A 17,984-nucleotide genomic window follows, 5' to 3' on the forward strand; every position below is an offset into this window, starting at 1 on the left:
GCACGGCTGTGCCGTGCGCTGAGCCGGCGCTGCATTTGGTCGGTGTCGTCGTGCCGTGCACATGGGCGATGGTACTGGACCAAATTGGCGCGGCCACGACGTTGCACCTCGTCGCCGATCATCGCGACGGAGACTGCGGGCAATTGCTCGGCCGCGGCTTGCTGCCGCGCTTGTCGGCCGGCACGTTGCAATTGTCGATCCGCTGCTCGTCCATCCACTTTTTTCCCATGCGCTCTTTTCCGGTCAGCGATGGCCCGTCAGCGGGCAGGGTGGCCGCTGCATTCGGAGCGGTTTGGTCAGGTTGCCTGTCCTGCGCGAGGGCGCCCGATGCAAGGCAGAGTGCGAGAAGAAAACTGATCAACGCTGGGTGATTCGGTTCCATCGGATGTCCTCACCGAGATCGGAAACCTCAGATTAAACCTGCCGATATTCACGTCGCCACCCGGAACCTGCAGACAATGGGTCGGTTGCCTCTCATCACGTCGTGCACGCTTCACGTGAAGAGGAGAGACAGATGAAAATGAAGCATCTTATTCTTGCCGGTTGCTCCGCCCTGGTCTTGAGCACCGGCGCAGCGCTGGCAGGCCCTTGTGATACGGGCCGCGCCGCTAACCTGAAGGACGCGGGCTCCGGACCTGCCCAGACGGGCGACAGCCAGACGACAGGCATGGCCGCCAACACCAGTCAACATCCGCCGACCGGTACGATGAATCGATCGGCCGGAGACGTTGCTGCATCGTCGCAGGATACGCAGCGCCAGATGCAGGGCGAACCGACGGCTGCACAGCAGGCCGAAGGCGCCAAGGCTGACAAGCAAACCGCCGCAGACAAGGATTGCTAGGGTGCGGAGCTGACGCGGTGACAGACGTCGCCGCCTCAGTGGGTTCTCAGCGGCAGATAAGCGAACGAGCACGGGGATCGATGCGACGCTGCGTCGATCCGCCGCTTTACCTGCCTTGTCCAAGAGCGAAATAGCCTTGTCCAAGAGTGAAGTGTCCGGCGCCTCAAGTGTGCGGATTCATCGACGCTCGATGTTCCGAGCTTGCGCTACGTTCGAGGGCAACCTAGTTTCGATGACGGCACGAGGTCGTGCCAACCTGCTTGGGAGGACCCTGATGAGTTGGAAGACTCCGAAGATCGTGGAAGTGCCGGTGGGCATGGAAATTAACATGTACGCCTGCGCGGCGCGTAAATAAAAACGCGTCGAAACGGTCTGCCCGGCTCCGGCAACACCTGTTGCTGCGGGCCGGGCAAGCTGTACGGAAAATTTTCCGCTGCCTGCAGAAGGCGCAAATCCCGCCAAACTGGACAGGAATTCCTCAGGTGGCCGCCGATATTGAAGGCGCCCGTCGGATTGTACGTTGTTTCGCCCACATTCCAGATGTTCCGATGGCTCGCCGATGATCACTGCATCATGCTAGGGTCGGCCAACGACGGATTCTGGCCACTTAAACCCGATGACCCGCTGAATGCGAATGTCTATGCGCGCAAAGACCTTCCAGGCGGCGGTCGTGTCTCTTGCTGCGCTGCTGCCGGCTTACACGCACGCCGAAGGCATCGATACCGAGCATATATTCGGCTTCATGATTGGAACTGATGTCGGCAGTGTCGGCGAACGGGAATTTCAAACCGAGACGACCGGCCGCTTTGGCAGGAGCGGCGGCATCTACCGGGCTCTCAGCCAGGAATTTGAGCTGGAGTTCGTTCCGGTCAGGAATTTTCGAGTCGAGGTCGGTAGTACGTTTGCATCGCATCTGATCAGCGGCGCGCCGGGGCTTGACGATCAGCGCCGGCTATCGTGGCAGGGCGCGTCGGTCGATTTTCGCTACCGTTTTCTCGATCGGGAGACGGCGCCGTTCGGGCTCACCTTCGCGACAGAAATGCACGCGCATCGTGTCGATGAAACGACGGCTGAATCGGTCAGGAGTTTCGGGACGGAATTCAGGCTGGCGTTCGATCGGGAGCTCGTGCCGGATCGTGTCATTGCGGCGTTCAATCTGATCTATGAACCGGAGTGGACGCGCGTTGTCGCCGGTCGCACCATGGAGCACGATTCCACGGCAGGTGCAGCGCTTGGGGTGTTGGCGCAAGTGCGGCCGGGTTTTCTGCTGGGCGGCGAGGCGCGGTACTTGCGCAAGTATGAGGGGATCGGCCTGGAGGAGCTAGCGGGGCAGGCGTTGTTCATTGGTCCGACAGCGTATTTCCAATTGTCGAAGCGCTCGCGGCTTACCGCGAGCTGGAGCGTTCAGGCGTGGGGACGCCCGGCGGGGTCAGCCGCCAGCCTTGATCTCGTCAATTTCGACCGCCACCAGGCGCGGCTGGTATTCGGCGTTAACTTCTAGCGGGAGGCGCTGGGTTCCGGCTTTCACGGTGGTGTGAAACCTTGCTTCGCCCATTGCCGTATCTCTTTGCGTTATCATCCGGGAACAACCCAAGGGATCTCCAGGCATGACCCCGATAGATTTGATCGTGACCGTTTGTGCGGTGCTCTCGCCGGCCACCTGCGAGGAAACCCATCTCGTCTTTTCCTCGAATGTTTCGTTGCGGCAATGCGCTATGGCAGCGCCTCCCTACATCGCGAAATGGGTGGGCGAGCATCCAAAATGGACGGCGGTCAAATGGCGCTGCGAATATCCCGGCAGCAACCGGAAGGCTTCGGGAGAAGCCGTGTGGTCTGCAGGCTGATATCGCCGGAAGTGGCTGCTACTTGTTGCAATCCTTGAGATCCTTGTCCTCGACTGAAAACACGGCGTCAGCCTTGATTTCGATGTCTCGGACGAAGCAGTGCTTCGCGCCGCGATAGCCGACCTTGGCGTCATAGCGCCCCGGCTCCACGCCCGTGATGCGAAGGCGCTCGTCGTGATCGACTTCCTTGTCCTTGTCGTTCAGGGTCTGGTTGGGCCCCCAGTCGTCCTTGCCGACCGGTGAAAGCTGAAACTCGGAAATGGTCGCGGTCGTCAGATTCCACAATCGGACGCCTTTTCCCTTTCCCTGCGCGGCCACTTCATTGGCGCTCGCTGACAACAGTGCCGCCAAAGCCAGTAACCATCGCATCGGGCAGTCCTTTCATCGTGGAACGGGTGGAGCTGTCATTGGCTGGTCAGACGATCGCGATTCTTGGCCTTGTCGAAATTTTTTGCCCGGTCGAGGCCAATGGGAGCGATCAACCGGACCGAAGCGAGATCGGCACCATCGAAATCGGTATCGATGACGATGACACCGGTCAAGTCGGCGCCTCCAAGCTGAGCTCCCTTGAGAGAAGCGCCCGTGAGATCGCCGCCCTTCAGCACGGCAAATTCGAGATCGACGCGCGACAGGTCGGCACCGCGCGCGTTCAGTCGTTCCAGATTGGCGGATTTCAACACCGCGCGCATCAGGCCCATGGACTGGTTGCGCATGTCGGCGCCCAGATTTGCGTCCGCGATCGAGGCGCCGACGAGGCTTGCGCCGGTGAGGTCGGCAGCGACGCGTGCGCCCGAGAGATCGGCGCCGTCGAGGCGGGCGCGCGCCATCTGCGAAGCGAACAGATTTGCGCCCCTCAGGCTTGCGCCGGTCAGGTCGGCCTCGAGCAGCCATGCCTGGTCGAGGATGGCACGGTCTAATTTGGCGCCGGCGAGCTTTGTCTTGTTGAGCTTGGCTGCGCGGAAAATGGCGCCGGACAGGTTGAGCCCCGACAGATCGAGGCCTGATAGTCGCTTTCCCGTGAAATCAGCGGGCGCTGTGGTGGTCGCCGCCGTGAGCGCGGCCTCGACCTCGGCGCGGGTCAATTCGGCCGTGACCATATCGGGCGAGGACAGGTCGACATGACGCATCATGTCCTGCGCCGTTGCCGTCATAGCCACAAGAGCAAGGCCGAGCGCGGCAATTCCAATCGAGCGCTTCATCGTCAACTCCGCCTGTGGCGCATCTTAGCACCGGCCTCAAGCACTGCCTATGAGGCATCGCGCTCGGCGGAATGGCCATTGATGCGCCGCATGATGTCCAACTTGATGGCGGCGATCTCGGCGTCTCCTCGCGCGCCTCGCGGTGTGCGGATGGGCAGGTCGGCGAGGATCCGGGCAGGGCGCGGGGACAGCAGGATCACGCGATCGCCGAGGCGAACCGCGTCGTTGACGTCATGGGTGACCAATAGCGCTATCATGGATCGGCCGTCCATCAACATGGCAATCTCATCGCGCAGACGGGCGGCGAGGGCGACATCGAGCGAGGCTAGCGGTTCGTCGAGAATGAGCAACTCCGGCTCGACGGCGAAGGCACGGGCGAGCGCAACGCGTCGGGCGAGGCCGAGCGACAATTCGCCGGGAAAATGGTTGCGATGCGCTTTCAGTTCCAGAATTTCGAAGAGCGCTGAAAGCTTCGCTTCATCAGCCTGAGGCGCAACAAGTCGCACATTTTCTTCGACCGACCGCCAGGGCAACAGCCGCGGTTCCTGAAACACGAAGCCGATCCGCGCGCCGGCGGGACGCGAGACGCGCCCTTGAAAGTCGGGGTCGAGGCCGGTGAGAATCCTGAGCATCGTGCTCTTGCCGCAGCCGGATGGACCGACCAATACACCTACCTCTCCGGCATCAAGCGCAAAGGAGACGCCAGCGATCACGTCGTGCTGTTCGCCCGCCGCGCTCTTGAACGTCTTGCTGGCGATATCGACTTCAAGCCGCACGGGGACGCCACCGGGTTAACCGGGCCTCAAACGGCTGCACCAACAAGGTTTCAATGAGAAGCACGATCGCCGCGAAGCTCAGCGAGTAGGCAAGCAATAGCGGAATGTCGAATAGCTGGAATGCCACGCCGATCTCGAAACCAACGCCGTTCGGGCGGCCAAGCAATTCCGCAACAAGGACGATCTTCCAGACCAGGGACAGTCCTGATCGAGCTGCCGCTGCAATATAAGGCGACAGCTGCGGCAAAATGACGTGCCGGAACTTCTTCCAGCGCGGCAACGCAAACACTGTCGCCATTTCGTCAAGCGCAGCGTCCAGGGCACGCGTCCCCTCGCGCAGCGTTACGACAGCGGTCGGGAGCTTGTTGATGGCGATGGCCGCAATGGCGGCGACTTCAGTCAATCCAGCCCAGATGTAGGCGAGCACAATGACCACGAGCGCCGGCAGATTGAGCAGCAGGATCAGCCAGGGGTCGCCGAGCCGATCGGCAAGCCGTACCCGGCCCATCAGGTAGCCGATGGCCGCACCCAGCGCCATCGCCAGCGTGAAGGCGAGCGTCACGCGCGCCAATGTCGCGCCGAGGTGGAAGAACAAGTCACCTGACCGTGCTTCCGCAATCATGACCGCGAGCACGGCGGGAGGAGGCGGCAGCTTCGCATCACCGGCAAACAGCGCGGCAATCCACCAGATCGCGAAGAACATGGCGAATGACAGCAGGCGCGGCACCTCAATCTCCCGGGATCGCGTGATAGAATGTTCCGGAAGCAAGTTCAGGCGCCGGCCCGACAAGTTCGTGGCCGCCGATTCCGGCCAGCACGCGATAGAGAATGCGCGCGTCGGCTTCTTCATCGGCGATCGGGCGACGCGGAATTCCCTCCCGATAGCGATCGCGATAGGCGCGCAAGGTTGCAGCGTCCGGAGCGCCGGTCAGCGGCGCAATTTTTTCCCACTCCGCATCCGAGGTCGACAGGATCTCTTTCGCCGCGCGGGTCATGGCGATGAAGCGGGCAATCTTGTCCTGGTTTGCGTTCGCCCATTTTTCGTCGAAGACATAGCCGATCATCGCGGTGCGGCCTTTGGCACCCAGTTTCGGCAGCAGATCCTCGATGCCGGCGACGCGGCGGAAGCCCTTCGCTTCCAGCACCGCGCAGAAATTCCAGTAATTCAAGGTCGCATCCATTTCGCCGCTCAGCGTCTTCGCAGCCAGCAGCGGTGGCGCGCCGTAGGCGATTGTCGCATCCGATTTCAGGTCGATGCCGCTCTGCTTCAACCATGCCAGCAACAGCAGCCAGTTCTTGTCAATCGGCCCGCCCGCGATGGCGAGCTTGCGGCCCCTGAGATCGGCCAAGCTCTGGATCGGCGATGAAGCAGGGACCATCACGGCGCCGAGCGCGCTCGAATAGGGATAGAATGTCAGTTTGGCGCCAAGGGTGCGCTCGCGCGACACCCAAAGCCAGTCGGTGACCACGATGTCGGCATTCCCGGCGCGAAGCGCAATCTTGCCTGCCTCGGGGCTCGCCAATTCGAGAACCTTGACCGAAAGGTTGGCCTGCTTGTCGAGGCCGTGCTCCCGGATCACCGCAAGTTCCCAGGCGAGTGTGCCGGTCTTCTGCACCGCAACGCGCAAAGCCTCGGCGCTGCAGCAGGTGCCGAGGGAAACCAAAACGATCGTAGCAAACAGCAGGCGAACAAAATGTGTCATGGTGCTTTGCGTGATTTCCTCGAACGTCGGCTTTTCAGCGAACCAGTCATAGCATAGCTTGCACCGTTAGCAGCGGGAGGAAGACGATGACGCCTATCGGATCGCTACGACGTATTGTCGCCGCGTTGATGGCGCTGATGACGATGGTCGTGATTGCGCGCGCCCAGGATTTCAACGATTACCCGACGTCAGCGCGCGTCGAGTACGTTTTCGGTTGCCTGAAGGCGAATGGCGAGACGCGGCAGGCAATCGAGCAATGCTCCTGTTCGATCGATGTCGTGGCTTCGCTCCTGCCTTATGATCGCTATATCACCGCCGAAACCGTGCTCAGCATGTCGCAGGTCCGTGGCGATATGGGGAGCCCGTTCCGCACCTCCGAGCAGGCGGCGGGTGCGCTCAACGAGCTGAGGCGCGCCCAGGCCGAAGCGGAAGTGCGCTGCTTCTGAGCGTCATACGCGCGTCCAGCGTCAAATCCCGGAATCGTCGGCCTTCCATTCTCGTTGGAAGACGTGTCCATTGGTATCCTTTGCCTCGGCGCGGAAGCGTTTGGCGCCATTCGACACGTAGGTGAACCTGATATTGGGATCTTCCGAAATTGAAATGCCGCCTTCCATCGTCAAAACCAGGCTGTCGTCCTGCCAAAGCCGCAGCTCATTGATGAAGAAAGCCGGGACGTAGAGGTGCGTGACCTGGTCCATCTGCAGACCGGAATTGTTGGGATGCCCAATCATGATCTGGGCGTCGCGGACGCCGCTGGCCGGGCCTTCGCCGGCCTTTGCGAATTGTCGGTAGCGCATCTGGCCGAGCCGGCTCTTGGCCTCGTCGGCGTTCTTGGCGGCCGGCGCTGAACAGCCGCCGGACGCCTTCACATAGGTTTTGGCCATGTAGAGCTTGCCGTCGCTGAGTTCGGCCACGGAATGAACGTCGGTGTAATTGTTGACGCGGACACGGGTGGAGATTTCCGACACCCTGGCGTCAGGACCGAGCTGGAATTTTGCCGCCATCGGCGCAGGGTTCTGGTCGATGACCAGCGTAATACTTAGCACCTGACGGCTGTCATCAAGCGAAAGCTTGGTTCGCAAGGTCACCGGAACGATTGCCGCATCCTCAGCCCGGGCCGGCATCTCGATGCCGATCACGTCGCTGCCATCGTTCATCGGACGATTGTTGAAGATATCCTGGACCAGGCCGGGCCAGGGGTCATTTGTCTCGGCCGCGAGCGCCAGCGGCGCGCCAAACAGTAGCAAGGCAGCAACACCGAGCAGGCGGACGAGATATCCAAACATGGTCACCACCTTCACGCGATGGAAGCAACGGACGCAATATAGGGCAATGCGAATCCTATTCCCATTCAATTTCCGAGAATGCTGCGGTTGCGTTGCGGGCGTTGAAGTCGTCGAACAATTGCCATCGGGATCTCTCAGTCCCCGCTGCCGTGCCCGCTGCCGCGATCGGCTCGCCGCGGGCGACCAGCCCGCGTACATCTGAGGCCAACGTCTCGAGATAACGGCGTTCGTCGGCGAGGGCGGCAGGCCATTCGCTCACGGGGCCGTGACCGGGAACCACCCGCTGCGCGGGCAGGGCGCCAAGTTCGCCGATCGTGCGCAGCCAGCCGCGAAGGCTGCCATCCAGCACGGGCGTGTGAGCAAGAAACACGAGGTCGCCCGCGAACAGGGTTGCGGTCTTTTCATCAAGCACCGTGAGGTCGCAATCGCTGTGCGCGGCGGGCCACGCCCGCAAGACGAGCGTCCGTCCGCCGAGATCGAGATTGAGGGTGCCGTCGACGAGCAGCATCGGCGGTACGATGCGGACCTCGCCGATCAGTTGATCGCCCATCGTGCGGCGAAAGGCGTCAAGATAGAATTGTCCGCGCGCGGCCAGCGCTCGCGGCAGGTTAGCATGGCCGACAAAGCTCGTTCCGTCCTGCACGAAGGCGCCGTTACCGAAAACGTGATCGGGGTGGCCGTGGGTATTGATGACGTAGCGGATCGGCTTGTTGGTCCGGGCACGAATGGCCGCCAGCAATTGCCGTCCCTCGTGGAGGCTGCCGCCCGTATCGATCACTGCAACCGCATCGTCGCCAACGACGAATCCGACATTGGCGATCGCGCCGTGATTCTCGCGCGTCATCTGCGCAGTCTGGCCGGTGTGCACGAATACGCCATCCGCAATGGAGTCGACGGGCAACTCCGGTTGCTGCGCGAACGAGGATGACGCCGTAGCGAACATCGCGAGGGGGTGAGCCATATTTCGGCCTCCGTCTCACCACGAAGCGCTGCGGCATTTCCATGCGTCATCGCGGCGATAGTTTGCGTCGCAGCACAGGCAGCGAGTCCGCCACGAAGATTATTCCTGTTGCAGGCCCCAATTGACAAGCATAGCATTTTGCTTGTCTGCGGCTTCAACGGAACTTTGTTCGTCGAGGTCGCTGATGTTATTCCGAAGTTGGCAACCATGGCGGGCCGGAAGTGCAGCAGCTTTCGATGACATATGCCGGACAAAAGCGCTGGCTGGTGGTTTCCATAGCGGCGATCTTCGCCGTGCTGTTCGGGCGCGATGTCGCGTACGCGCAGATCAAGGAAGGCGGCGATCTGTCGATTGAACTCGTCGATCCCAAGGTGCTGCGCGTTTGCGCCGACCCGCACAATTTGCCATTTTCCAACGACAAGGGCGAGGGGTTCGAGAACAAGCTCGCTGAGCTGTTCGCCGAGAAGCTGAACAAGAAACTGGACTACATGTACTTCCCGCAGGCGACGGGCTTCGTCCGGATGACGCTCGGCGCCCATCGTTGCGACGTCATCATGGGCTTCCCGCAGGGAGACGACCTGGTTCAGGGCAGCAATCCCTATTACCGCACCGCCTATGCGCTGGTCGTCAAGAAGGGCAGCGGCCTCGAGGAAGTGACGACGCTGGAAGACGAGCGTCTCAAAGCCAAGCATATCGGCATCGTGGCCGGAACACCGCCTGCCACGAATATGGCGGTCAACGGCCTGATGGCGAATGCCAAGCCATATCACTTGATGGTCGATACCCGTTTGGAGTCGTCAGCGGAGGTGATGATAGCCGACCTGACGTCCGGCAAGATCGACGCCGGCATTCTCTGGGGACCGATGGCGGGCTTCTATGCGAAGAAGGCGAACCCGCCGCTCCAGGTCACGCCGCTCGTGAAAGAAAAGGCAGGCCCGCGATTGGCGTTTCGTATCGGCATGGGGGTGCGGGCGGCCGACCAGAACTGGAAGCGGCAGCTTAATCGCCTGATCCAGGAAAACCAGCCCGCCATCAACAAGATACTGATCGACTTCGGCGTTCCCCTGCTCGACGAGAATGACCGGCCAATCGGCGCGGAGACGGCAACGAAAGCGCCATGAGGGCTATGCTCGCAGGCCTGATCCTTGCGGCATTCCCATTCATCGTCTCGCCACTCGCGCAGGAAAGACCTCCCGAACCCGACGATTACCGCATGGAGGATTACCGCGCGCCGGTTCCTGCAACGCTTGCCGGCGCACGCGTTCTTGTTACCGCGGAGGCGGAATCGATCTGGCAAACGAAGACGGGCGTGTTCATCGACGTCATGCCCCGCGCGCCGAAACCGCCAAATCTTCCGCAAGGCACGATCTGGCGTGACAAGCCACGGCTTAACATTCCGGGTAGCATATGGCTGCCGGACACCGGCTACGGGAAGCTTGCGGCTGTGACGGAAGACTATCTGCGGCGCGGCTTGGTTCGTGCGACGGCCGGCAACATGGCCGCGCTGATTGTGGTTTACTGCCAGGCCGATTGCTGGATGTCCTGGAACGCGGCGAAGCGAATTCTGTCGTATGGCTATACCAGCGTGGCCTGGTATCTGGAAGGAACTGACAGTTGGGAGCAGGCCGGCTTGCCGCTGACTGAATCGCGGCCGGAGCCGCGGGCAGATGAGGGGATCGCATCGCCGCGTTAGCGGCTATTCGATCTCCTGCTGAATCGTTCGTCCGAGCGCGAACAGCCGTTGGTCGATTGCCGTCGGAACCTCGCAGACGAACTTGATGACATTCCGTCGGTCCTCGAAGATGCGCGTCTGCCAGACGAGCTGATTGCCGAGCTCGTCGACCTTGGTCTGGTCGCGCGGCGTTTCACCCTGCAGCGCCTGCAAGGCCAGCGTGTCGGCGCGGATCTTGTCCGCCGCCTCGCGTTGCTTGCGGGTGACGCGTTCCAGCCCGTTCATCACCTGGGAGCGTTGGGCATTGAGCGATTCGAACAGGCCGGAAAACAGCAGTTTTCCGCTGGCAGTCTTGTCGGCTGCACCGTTCAGATATTCCGTGATCGCCTTTTGCGCTTCCTCGAGCGGGATCCGCCTTGCCGCGAGCCGCGCGACCAGTGTGCTGACGTTGGGATTGTCCTTCCATTTGCCGGCGACGTCGTCGAGCGGCGGGCCCGCCCACACCGCGGCTAGCGAAATCTCGGGCACCTTGGCCTGGGTGCACGGCCAGTCCGGATAACGGGGATCGGCGGCATGGCAGAAGGCCGTCGTCACCGTAACGGCGAGCAATGCCGCGATCGCGATTCGATGTTTCATGTCTCGCCTCCGGCCGGCCCACGGCGGATCAGGCCGCGCGAGGGATCGTAGGCCAGGATCGCACCGACCATGAAGACGATCGTGCAGCCTCCGACGACCGCGAGCGCGATCCAGTTGATCTGTCCGTATAGCGCAAAACGTATCAGCTCCACGGCATGCGTGAACGGATTGAACAGGCAGACATAGTAGAGCATCGGGCTGCTTTCGAGGATGCGCCACAGCGGATAGAGCGCTGACGAAGCGAAGAACATCGGAAAGATGACAAAGTTCATCACGCCTGCAAAGTTCTCGAGCTGCTTGATGCCGGAAGAGATCAGCATCCCCAGCGCGCCGAGCATCAGGCCTGAGAGGACCAGCGCCGGCAGCACCGTGAGATAGCCGGCCGGCGGCGGCGCAATGTCCCAGAACCAGGCAATCAGCAGGAAGGCGTAGACCTGAAGCAGCGAGACCGCGGTTCCCGCCAGAAGCTTGCAGGACAAGAGAAACCAGCGCGGCAGCGGGCTCACCAGCAAGGTCCGCATATTGCCCATCTCGCGGTCGTAGACCATCGAGAGCGAGGACTGCATGCCGTTGAAGAGCTGGATCATCGCCATCAGGCCGGGCGCGATGTAGACCTCATACAGGATGTAGGTTTCGTAGGGCGGGATGATGGAGAGGCCGAGCACCTGGCGGAAGCCGGCGGCGAAGATGAACAGCCACACCAGCGGCCGCACCAGAGCCGAGATGAAGCGTTCGCGCTGATGCAGGAAGCGAAGCGCCTCGCGCCACACAATGCCGTTCAGGCAGGTGAGATATTCGGCGACCGAGAAGCCGCTCCGGCTTGGCGTGATGGTTGTCGAGGTCATGACGGAGCGTCTCCGCTCGGTCCGGCGGAGCCGGTCAATCGCATGAACGCCGTGTTGATGTCGCTACCCCCGGCCTCCGCGATCACGCGCGGTGCCTTGCCTTTGGCCAATACCCGACCCTGATGCAGGACAACGAGATCATCGTTTGCGCCGATCTCGTCGAACAGATGCGTCGCCCACAGCACGCTTATTCCCTGTTCGGCCACGAGTTGGCGGACGTGGTTGAGAATGTCGGCGCGCGCCTTGACGTCGAGGCCGACGGTTGCCTCGTCGAGTAGGAGCAGGCGCGGCCGGTGCAATAGCGCCCGCGCGATTTCCAGTCGCCGCATCTGGCCGCCGGAGAGATCGCGCACTTTGCTGCCGGCGCGGTCAGCAAGGCCGATGCGCGTCAGCACCTCGTGGCTGCGCGCACGGGCGTCGCGCCTGCCGATGCCGTGCAGGGCGGCGTGATAGAGCAGGTTCTGCGTCACCGAGAGGTCAAGATCGAGGGTGCGGGGCTGAAACACCACGCCGAGCAGCCGCAATGCTTCGCCGGGGGTGCGTGCGATGTCATGGCCGAAAATTCCGATTCGTCCGTGCTGGATTCCGAACAGTCGCGTGATCAGTGAGAACAGCGTGCTCTTGCCGGCGCCGTTCAGGCCGAGCAACGCCGTGAAACTTGCCGGTGCGACGGAAAAGCCGATGTCGATTAGCGCGCGCCGAGCGCCATAGGAATGGCTGACGCCGTCGATCGACAATGCCGGCGTCTCCATGGCGTCGGGCCGGGAAGGGATGTCCCGCGTACCCTGACCGGACGAATATGCGTCAGTGGCCGTCATGGTTGTGCAATCGTGATACCCCAGGGTAGTTCGCCGACCTGGATCGTCTTGATGACCTTTTGCGCGGCGACGTCGATCACAGAGACGTCGTTCGATACGCCATTGGTAGTCAGCAAATATTTCTCATCCGGGGTGAATGCCATATGCCAGACCCGCTGTCCCACCAGCAGATATTTCGTGACCTTGTGGCTGGCGACATCGACCACCGCGACGCGGTTGGCGGGGCCTAGCGCGACGAAGGCGGTCTTGCCGTCCTTGGTCATGCCGATGCCGACCGGCTGGATGGCTTCGCTCCGAAGCCCGGGAATCTCGAATGTGATCTTCTTGGTCACCTCCCGCTTGACCGGATCGATCACCGAAACGGTGCCGCCGATCTCCGACGATACCCATACTTCGGAGTTGTCGCGCTTGAACTCGGCGTAGCGTGGGCGCGCATCGACCAGCACATTGGCGACGATCTGGCGCGTCGCGGTGTCGATGAAATGCGCCATGTTGGTGGTCTCGGACGTATTGATCAGGATCTTGCCGTCCGGGCTGATGGCCATGCCTTCCGGCTCGACGCCGACCTGGATGTCGCCGAGACGGGAGCGCTTCTCGACGTCGATGATGGTCACCGTATTGTCGTTCTCGTTGGCGACGTAAAGTATCTTGCCGTCAGCATCGAGAGCGAACAGTTCGGGATCTGGTCCAGAGGGCAGGGTATCGACGACTTCCTGCTTGGCCACGTCGATGACCTGAATGCTGTCGTCGTCGCCGACGGCGACGAACACGAACTTGCCGTCCCGCGTGAACTCGATGCCGCGCGGCCGCTGACCGACCTTGATGGTCTTGATGACAGACCAGTTGTTCGTATCGATCACCGATACGGTGTTGCTCTTCTCGTTAGAGACATAGGCGATGAAGGCCGATGCGGGGCTCGCCGCCGCGAGCCAGAGGGCGATTCCGGAAATCAGGCAGTGACGCCACATGCGCAATCTCTTTCTCCTCAACGCAATTTGCATTTCGTTTCCGGCCGATCGGCGCCAAGCGTGTCGAGCTCGGACACCTGATGCAGGAATCCCTCTTGCGGCGAAACCGAGACCACCATGCGTCCATCGACCAGCAGGATCGGCTGGCGAAGCTGCAGGTTCCAGTCCCGCAATGTCAACCGCCGGCCCTTGAACGCCGCAATGGAAAAATCGGGCCCCTTGAGGAAATTCGATATCGGCTTGGAATCGCCGGACTTCGTGCGCGACGTCGCTTCACCGATCATGCGCGCTGCCGTCCACGCTTGCATGTCCAATGCGGTCATGTGTCGCGAGTTCAACTTTACAAACCGGTTTTGAATCTGGATCGCGCCCCATTGATCCTGCGCGGCATGCCAGCTGGTCGGAACGAGGCCTGCGGAGCCGGCGACCGGCCGCGGGTCCCAGGTGCGGTAGGGCAGGTAGGACGCGAACACCTCGCTCTCGTCAGCGGCAACGAGGACGTCATAGGCCGGCGCCTGCTGGGTGAAGGTCGGCATTTGCCGCTGGATCAGGGTGACGCCGCTGTCGGTGCGGCGGGCACCGCCGGTGTCCTCAAAAGTTCGTTCCTGAACGATCTTGGCGCCGAAGCGCGTGGCGGCGCGGCGCAAGGCGTCGGCAAAGAGCTTGTCCTGATCATGCGAGCCGACGACGAACAGCCAGCGCTTCCACTGCTTCCACACCAGATACTGGGCGAGCGCATCCGCTAGCATCGAGCGTGCCGGCGCGACATGGATGACGTTCGCGCGGCAATCCTGCTCGCGCAACCGATCGTCGATGGCGCCGGCGTTCAACAGCAGCGTTCCGCGATCGCGAAGCGCGTCAGCGGCCTTCAGCAGATCGTCCGCCGGGAGGTCGGCAATGATGAAGCCGGTGCGCTCGGCAAGCGTCGCCGCGGCTTTCGCGACGTCTTCGTTGTCCTTGAGCCGGACCTCTTCGAGCGTGAAGCGCTGGTTGAGGAATTTGCCCGTGGTGTTGTTGTCCTCGACGGCAAGACGGGCGCCGGCCACGCCATCGTTTTCGGCCGGCAGCTCGACGAGCGACAATTTCGCTTTCACGCCGGCGCGGCCGAGATAGCCGATGCCGATCTCGATGGGGTCGGCCGCGAGCACGGGGGCAGCCGCGACGCTCAAGCCGATCGCAGCGACCAACCATCGGATCATGGCTTCTCCCTAAAAGGTCTTCTCGACTTCGCGCTATGGAAGACCGTTAGCTTGAACCATGACCGAATTGTTTCGGCTTGCAACTCAATTCTGTTGCGCGGGCATCAGCCTTTCAGGCGTGCGGCATGCCAACGCAGATGATCGCCCATGAACGTGGAGATGAAGTAGTAGCTGTGGTCGTAGCCGGGCTGCCGGCGCAAGGTAAGGGGTATCTTGACCTTCTCGCATGCGCTTTGCAGCAGTTCGGGACGGAGCTGTTCCGTCAAAAACTGATCGGCATCGCCGTAGTCGACCAGTAGATCCGGCAGCCTGGCACCGTCCTCGATCAAGGCTACCGCATCGTGCTTGCGCCATGCTTGCCGGTCGGTGCCGAGATAACCGCCGAGCGCCTTGATGCCCCATGGCACCTGCGAGGGAGCGACGATCGGCGCGAATGCGCTGGCCGCGCGGTAGCGACCCGGATGGCGCAACGCGACTGTCAGCGCACCGTGGCCGCCCATGGAATGACCAAAAATGGATTGCCGAGCAGGATCGACGGGAAACTTGTCAGCGACCAGCTTCGGCAGTTCTTCCGTCACGTAGCTCCACATGCGGTAATTGCGGGCGAACGGCTCTTGTGTCGCATCGACATAGAAGCCGGCGCCAAGCCCGAAGTCATAGGCATTGCCGGGATCGCCGGGCACGCCTTCGCCGCGCGGGCTGGTATCGGGCGCAACGAAGATCAATCCAAGTTCGGCGCAGGCGCTGCGGAATTCGCCTTTCTCCGTCACGTTGGCATGGGTGCAGGTCAGGCCGGAAAGATACCAGACCACCGGCAGCCTGGCGCCGGCGGCGTGCGGAGGGATATAGACCGAGAAGGTCATGTCGGTGCGTGTTTCGCCGCTGGCATGTCGATAGACACCCTGCGTTCCGCCATATGAGGTGTTGAGCGAAACGGTCTGCATGCTCATGATCTTGCTACTCCGGCGCCGTGCGGCACGGTTACGCCGATGCCGCTTTCGATCGCCAGCCGCACCAATTCGGCGGAAGTTCGCACGCCAAGTTTCTGGCGCATGATCGACGATGTGTTGGCAACGGTCTTGTACGAGGAATGAACCAGCCACGCGATCTCGGAAAGGCTCTTGCCCGCGCTGAGCAGGCGGAGGATTTCCATCTCTCGCGACGTGAGTTTGGAAAGCGGGCTGCGGGCGAATGCAGGTCCGGCGAAGGCGATGCTTCGCGCGATCGCAGACGGCAGATAGACGCCGCCCTTGCCGACTTCACGAATAGCCTCGACCAGATCCTGCGGATCGCCCGTTTTCGCGACATAGCCCTTGGCGCCGATGTCGATGGCGCGCGCGGCGAAGACCGGATCGTCGTTCATGCTGAACATGATGATTCGTGCGGAAGCGGCGCGTGCAAGAATGCGCCGCGCCAGCTCGAATCCGGACACGGTCGGCAGGTTGATGTCGATCACGCAGATGTCGGGTCGTTCAGCGATGAACACCCGTTCACCGCTCTCCGCGTCGGCAGCCTCCAGCAGCACGACCTCCGGATCGTCGGCAAATACCGTGCGGCAGCCGGAAGCGACAATGGGATGGTCATCGACGATCAGTACACGCATTACATCGATCCCCGAGCTGCTTCGGCCGCGTTGTTGCATCGCATCACGTTACGTAGACGTCGGCGCGAGGCCGATCATGCAACGCCGACGCGATTGCTGTACGCTTCAATCTGATCGTCGGTTTTTCGACTGTCAACGGTCCTCTCGTCGGGGAACTGATTGCGACGCGATTGGGGCAAACGTTATGTGGCAGAAATTATCGTTGCGTTCCCGGATCAATTTGCTGCTGGCGGTGGGGCTTACGCTAGGTTTAGCGATCAACATCGCGCGGCTGGTGGTAGAGGCGGCGCCCCGTGTTCGCGCCGAAGATCAGAGCGTCATCCGGCTGGCGCGCGAGTTCGTCGAGACGATCGTGCCAAGCCTGAACGAGGCGCCGGACCCGGATGCGCGGCTGAACCAGATCGCGTCTGACCTCAGCCGGCTCCGTCATGTCAGCATCACACGGCAGGGCGACGCCGCCACAGGTGAACACCCCGGCAACAGCGACGGGGAGCGGTCGCCGCCGGCGTGGTTCATCGCGCTCGTGCATCCGGAAACCACAACCGTGAGCGTACCGATCACGATCCACGGCAAGCCGCAATCGCTGCTGATCACCTCGCATCCGAACGACGAGGTGGCCGAGATCTGGGACGGAATCGTGACCCAGCTCGCGGTCGGCTCCGCGCTCGCCATCGCGCTCTTTCTGGTTACGATGATAGTGATTGGCCGCGCGCTGGCGCCGCTGCAGGCGCTTTCGCAGACCATGGCGAACATCGAGGCTGGACAGTACGCATCGCGCGTCGAGCCCGGCGGCGCGCCCGAGCTGGCGGTAATCTGTACCAAGCTGAATCACCTTGCAGGCGCCCTCGGCGAGGCCGTCGAGGACAAGCGCCGGCTCGCCGAACGCACGGTCTCGCTGCAGGATATGGAGCGCAAGGAGATTGCGCGCGAACTTCATGACGAGTTCGGGCCGTATCTCTTTACGCTGCGCGCCCACGCCGGCGCGCTGACGCGGCTTTCCGAGGATGGGCGTGCGCCGAGCGCCGATGCGCTGCGCAAGCATGCCACCGCCATCATGGAGCAGACCAATGCGCTTCAGCAATTCAACCGCAGGATATTGGAAAAGCTGCGGCCTGTCGGGCTGGCGGAGCTTGGACTATCCGAGGCGCTCGGCGTGCTGCTGCGCTTGTGGCGTGAGTCTCGACCCGATGTTGCCATTGAGGCGAACATTGCATGCGCGCCAGGCGAGGGCGGAGAAGTCGCTGATCTGACGATCTACCGCACCGTCCAGGAAGCCTTGACGAACGCTTTCCGCCACGCCGACGCGACGTCCGTCAGCGTCACGGTCGAACAGGCCGAAGGCATCCATGGAAGTCGCGGCTGCGCCCTGGTGCGCGTGAGCGACAACGGCCGCGGCTTGGCGCCGGATCACAAGTCCGGCTTCGGCCTGGTCGGGATGCGCGAGAGAATACTGGCGCTGGGCGGGACGCTGAATGTCATCTCCGACAATGGGGGCGTAACGGTCGAGGCGGTCGTCCCCCACGGGTCGCATCCTTGATCGATTGCGAGTTGCTGTCCGGGAATTTGTCCCGGTCCCCGTCGGGAGGAATGCAAGGTGAGGAACCAGACCTTTTGCGGCTAGCGCGTATCGTTG

The 17,984-nt window shown here is 62.1% G+C and carries 22 protein-coding genes; 8 read left to right on the top strand and 14 right to left on the bottom strand.

What is annotated here, in order from left to right; all coding sequences use genetic code 11:
* Window positions 1-514 precede the first annotated feature (514 nt).
* From ACH79_RS24115 to ACH79_RS24130, 4 genes are all read left to right on the top strand, one after another.
* Window positions 515-841, top strand: coding sequence for a hypothetical protein (locus ACH79_RS24115; RefSeq protein ID WP_161853242.1), 327 nt, complete (start codon window positions 515-517; stop codon window positions 839-841).
* Window positions 842-1,115: 274 nt separating this feature from the next.
* A complete protein-coding gene (pqqA, locus tag ACH79_RS24120; RefSeq protein WP_072824652.1) occupies window positions 1,116-1,196 on the top strand; it encodes a pyrroloquinoline quinone precursor peptide PqqA in 81 nt (26 codons plus the stop codon).
* Between the two features lie 279 nt (window positions 1,197-1,475).
* Entirely contained in the window at window positions 1,476-2,342 is an 867-nt protein-coding gene (locus tag ACH79_RS24125; protein ID WP_161853243.1) for a hypothetical protein, read from the top strand.
* 106 nt (window positions 2,343-2,448) lie between these two features.
* Entirely contained in the window at window positions 2,449-2,685 is a 237-nt protein-coding gene (locus tag ACH79_RS24130; RefSeq protein WP_161853244.1) for a hypothetical protein, read from the top strand.
* A gap of 18 nt (window positions 2,686-2,703) precedes the next feature.
* Here the strand turns inward: ACH79_RS24130 and ACH79_RS24135 are convergent, their stop codons facing one another.
* The 5 genes from ACH79_RS24135 to ACH79_RS24155 are packed head-to-tail and all read right to left on the bottom strand — an operon-like array spanning window position 2,704 to window position 6,363.
* Complete coding sequence (locus tag ACH79_RS24135; protein WP_161853245.1) at window positions 2,704-3,054, bottom strand: hypothetical protein; 351 nt, start codon at window positions 3,052-3,054, stop codon at window positions 2,704-2,706.
* A gap of 35 nt (window positions 3,055-3,089) precedes the next feature.
* Complete coding sequence (locus ACH79_RS24140; RefSeq protein ID WP_161853246.1) at window positions 3,090-3,884, bottom strand: pentapeptide repeat-containing protein; 795 nt, start codon at window positions 3,882-3,884, stop codon at window positions 3,090-3,092.
* A gap of 47 nt (window positions 3,885-3,931) precedes the next feature.
* Window positions 3,932-4,660 (bottom strand): ABC transporter ATP-binding protein, encoded by a 729-nt coding sequence (locus ACH79_RS24145; RefSeq protein ID WP_161853247.1) that lies wholly within the window; start codon window positions 4,658-4,660, stop codon window positions 3,932-3,934.
* Window positions 4,650-5,387, bottom strand: a complete 738-nt coding sequence (locus ACH79_RS24150) for an ABC transporter permease (RefSeq protein ID WP_161856524.1) — start codon at window positions 5,385-5,387, stop codon at window positions 4,650-4,652. The genes ACH79_RS24145 and ACH79_RS24150 overlap by 11 nt, the downstream gene beginning before the upstream one ends.
* 1 nt (window position 5,388) lies before the next feature.
* Window positions 5,389-6,363: an ABC transporter substrate-binding protein gene (locus ACH79_RS24155; RefSeq protein WP_161853248.1), complete on the bottom strand. Its 975-nt coding sequence runs from the start codon at window positions 6,361-6,363 to the stop codon at window positions 5,389-5,391.
* An 86-nt stretch (window positions 6,364-6,449) separates the two neighbouring features.
* Between ACH79_RS24155 and ACH79_RS24160 the strand changes: the two genes are divergently transcribed.
* Entirely contained in the window at window positions 6,450-6,809 is a 360-nt protein-coding gene (locus ACH79_RS24160; RefSeq protein ID WP_161853249.1) for a hypothetical protein, read from the top strand.
* A gap of 21 nt (window positions 6,810-6,830) precedes the next feature.
* Here the strand turns inward: ACH79_RS24160 and ACH79_RS24165 are convergent, their stop codons facing one another.
* Both ACH79_RS24165 and ACH79_RS24170 read right to left on the bottom strand, forming a co-directional pair.
* Window positions 6,831-7,649 carry a quinoprotein dehydrogenase-associated SoxYZ-like carrier gene (locus ACH79_RS24165; RefSeq protein WP_161853250.1) on the bottom strand — a complete coding sequence of 273 codons (819 nt, stop codon included), beginning with the start codon at window positions 7,647-7,649 and terminating at the stop codon, window positions 6,831-6,833.
* A 55-nt stretch (window positions 7,650-7,704) separates the two neighbouring features.
* Window positions 7,705-8,610: a quinoprotein relay system zinc metallohydrolase 2 gene (locus ACH79_RS24170; protein ID WP_161853251.1), complete on the bottom strand. Its 906-nt coding sequence runs from the start codon at window positions 8,608-8,610 to the stop codon at window positions 7,705-7,707.
* Window positions 8,611-8,846: 236 nt separating this feature from the next.
* On the opposite strand from ACH79_RS24170, the gene ACH79_RS24175 reads away from it, so the two are divergent.
* Window positions 8,847-9,731: a substrate-binding domain-containing protein gene (locus ACH79_RS24175; protein ID WP_161853252.1), complete on the top strand. Its 885-nt coding sequence runs from the start codon at window positions 8,847-8,849 to the stop codon at window positions 9,729-9,731.
* A complete protein-coding gene (locus ACH79_RS24180) occupies window positions 9,728-10,303 on the top strand; it encodes a PQQ-dependent catabolism-associated CXXCW motif protein (RefSeq protein WP_161853253.1) in 576 nt (191 codons plus the stop codon). Before ACH79_RS24175 ends, ACH79_RS24180 begins: the two co-directional genes overlap by 4 nt.
* A gap of 3 nt (window positions 10,304-10,306) precedes the next feature.
* Here the strand turns inward: ACH79_RS24180 and ACH79_RS24185 are convergent, their stop codons facing one another.
* From ACH79_RS24185 to ACH79_RS24215, 7 genes are all read right to left on the bottom strand, one after another.
* Window positions 10,307-10,918, bottom strand: coding sequence for a hypothetical protein (locus ACH79_RS24185; RefSeq protein ID WP_161853254.1), 612 nt, complete (start codon window positions 10,916-10,918; stop codon window positions 10,307-10,309).
* The gene (locus ACH79_RS24190; RefSeq protein WP_161853255.1) at window positions 10,915-11,763 is read right to left on the bottom strand and encodes an ABC transporter permease; all 849 of its coding nucleotides are present in this window, start codon (window positions 11,761-11,763) and stop codon (window positions 10,915-10,917) included. Before ACH79_RS24190 ends, ACH79_RS24185 begins: the two co-directional genes overlap by 4 nt.
* Complete coding sequence (locus ACH79_RS24195; protein WP_161856525.1) at window positions 11,760-12,515, bottom strand: ABC transporter ATP-binding protein; 756 nt, start codon at window positions 12,513-12,515, stop codon at window positions 11,760-11,762. The genes ACH79_RS24190 and ACH79_RS24195 overlap by 4 nt, the downstream gene beginning before the upstream one ends.
* Before the next feature lie 62 nt (window positions 12,516-12,577).
* On the bottom strand, window positions 12,578-13,549 hold the full coding sequence (locus ACH79_RS24200; RefSeq protein ID WP_371419265.1) for a YVTN family beta-propeller repeat protein: 972 nt from the start codon (window positions 13,547-13,549) through the stop codon (window positions 12,578-12,580).
* Between the two features lie 17 nt (window positions 13,550-13,566).
* Window positions 13,567-14,748, bottom strand: coding sequence for an ABC transporter substrate-binding protein (locus ACH79_RS24205; RefSeq protein ID WP_161853257.1), 1,182 nt, complete (start codon window positions 14,746-14,748; stop codon window positions 13,567-13,569).
* Window positions 14,749-14,852: 104 nt separating this feature from the next.
* Window positions 14,853-15,698 (bottom strand): S-formylglutathione hydrolase, encoded by an 846-nt coding sequence (gene fghA / locus ACH79_RS24210; protein WP_161853258.1) that lies wholly within the window; start codon window positions 15,696-15,698, stop codon window positions 14,853-14,855.
* Window positions 15,695-16,351: a response regulator transcription factor gene (locus ACH79_RS24215; RefSeq protein WP_057857651.1), complete on the bottom strand. Its 657-nt coding sequence runs from the start codon at window positions 16,349-16,351 to the stop codon at window positions 15,695-15,697. Before ACH79_RS24215 ends, fghA begins: the two co-directional genes overlap by 4 nt.
* A 184-nt stretch (window positions 16,352-16,535) precedes the next feature.
* Here ACH79_RS24215 and ACH79_RS24220 point away from each other — a divergent pair, with 184 nt between their 5' ends.
* Window positions 16,536-17,888: a histidine kinase gene (locus ACH79_RS24220; RefSeq protein ID WP_161856526.1), complete on the top strand. Its 1,353-nt coding sequence runs from the start codon at window positions 16,536-16,538 to the stop codon at window positions 17,886-17,888.
* Window positions 17,889-17,984 lie beyond the last annotated feature (96 nt).

It is taken from the genome of Bradyrhizobium sp. CCBAU 051011 (assembly GCF_009930815.1).
Lineage (GTDB): Bacteria > Pseudomonadota > Alphaproteobacteria > Rhizobiales > Xanthobacteraceae > Bradyrhizobium.

Coding starts and splice junctions, on each gene's coding strand:
- ACH79_RS24115 (WP_161853242.1), top strand. CDS start 515: ATGAAAATGAAGCATCTTATTCTTGCCGGTTGCTCCGCCCTGGTCTTG.
- pqqA (WP_072824652.1), top strand. CDS start 1,116: ATGAGTTGGAAGACTCCGAAGATCGTGGAAGTGCCGGTGGGCATGGAA.
- ACH79_RS24125 (WP_161853243.1), top strand. CDS start 1,476: ATGTCTATGCGCGCAAAGACCTTCCAGGCGGCGGTCGTGTCTCTTGCT.
- ACH79_RS24130 (WP_161853244.1), top strand. CDS start 2,449: ATGACCCCGATAGATTTGATCGTGACCGTTTGTGCGGTGCTCTCGCCG.
- ACH79_RS24135 (WP_161853245.1), bottom strand. CDS start 3,054: ATGCGATGGTTACTGGCTTTGGCGGCACTGTTGTCAGCGAGCGCCAAT.
- ACH79_RS24140 (WP_161853246.1), bottom strand. CDS start 3,884: ATGAAGCGCTCGATTGGAATTGCCGCGCTCGGCCTTGCTCTTGTGGCT.
- ACH79_RS24155 (WP_161853248.1), bottom strand. CDS start 6,363: ATGACACATTTTGTTCGCCTGCTGTTTGCTACGATCGTTTTGGTTTCC.
- ACH79_RS24160 (WP_161853249.1), top strand. CDS start 6,450: ATGACGCCTATCGGATCGCTACGACGTATTGTCGCCGCGTTGATGGCG.
- ACH79_RS24165 (WP_161853250.1), bottom strand. CDS start 7,649: ATGTTTGGATATCTCGTCCGCCTGCTCGGTGTTGCTGCCTTGCTACTG.
- ACH79_RS24170 (WP_161853251.1), bottom strand. CDS start 8,610: ATGGCTCACCCCCTCGCGATGTTCGCTACGGCGTCATCCTCGTTCGCG.
- ACH79_RS24175 (WP_161853252.1), top strand. CDS start 8,847: ATGACATATGCCGGACAAAAGCGCTGGCTGGTGGTTTCCATAGCGGCG.
- ACH79_RS24180 (WP_161853253.1), top strand. CDS start 9,728: ATGAGGGCTATGCTCGCAGGCCTGATCCTTGCGGCATTCCCATTCATC.
- ACH79_RS24185 (WP_161853254.1), bottom strand. CDS start 10,918: ATGAAACATCGAATCGCGATCGCGGCATTGCTCGCCGTTACGGTGACG.
- ACH79_RS24190 (WP_161853255.1), bottom strand. CDS start 11,763: ATGACCTCGACAACCATCACGCCAAGCCGGAGCGGCTTCTCGGTCGCC.
- ACH79_RS24195 (WP_161856525.1), bottom strand. CDS start 12,515: ATGGAGACGCCGGCATTGTCGATCGACGGCGTCAGCCATTCCTATGGC.
- ACH79_RS24200 (WP_371419265.1), bottom strand. CDS start 13,549: ATGTGGCGTCACTGCCTGATTTCCGGAATCGCCCTCTGGCTCGCGGCG.
- ACH79_RS24205 (WP_161853257.1), bottom strand. CDS start 14,748: ATGATCCGATGGTTGGTCGCTGCGATCGGCTTGAGCGTCGCGGCTGCC.
- fghA (WP_161853258.1), bottom strand. CDS start 15,698: ATGAGCATGCAGACCGTTTCGCTCAACACCTCATATGGCGGAACGCAG.
- ACH79_RS24215 (WP_057857651.1), bottom strand. CDS start 16,351: ATGCGTGTACTGATCGTCGATGACCATCCCATTGTCGCTTCCGGCTGC.
- ACH79_RS24220 (WP_161856526.1), top strand. CDS start 16,536: ATGTGGCAGAAATTATCGTTGCGTTCCCGGATCAATTTGCTGCTGGCG.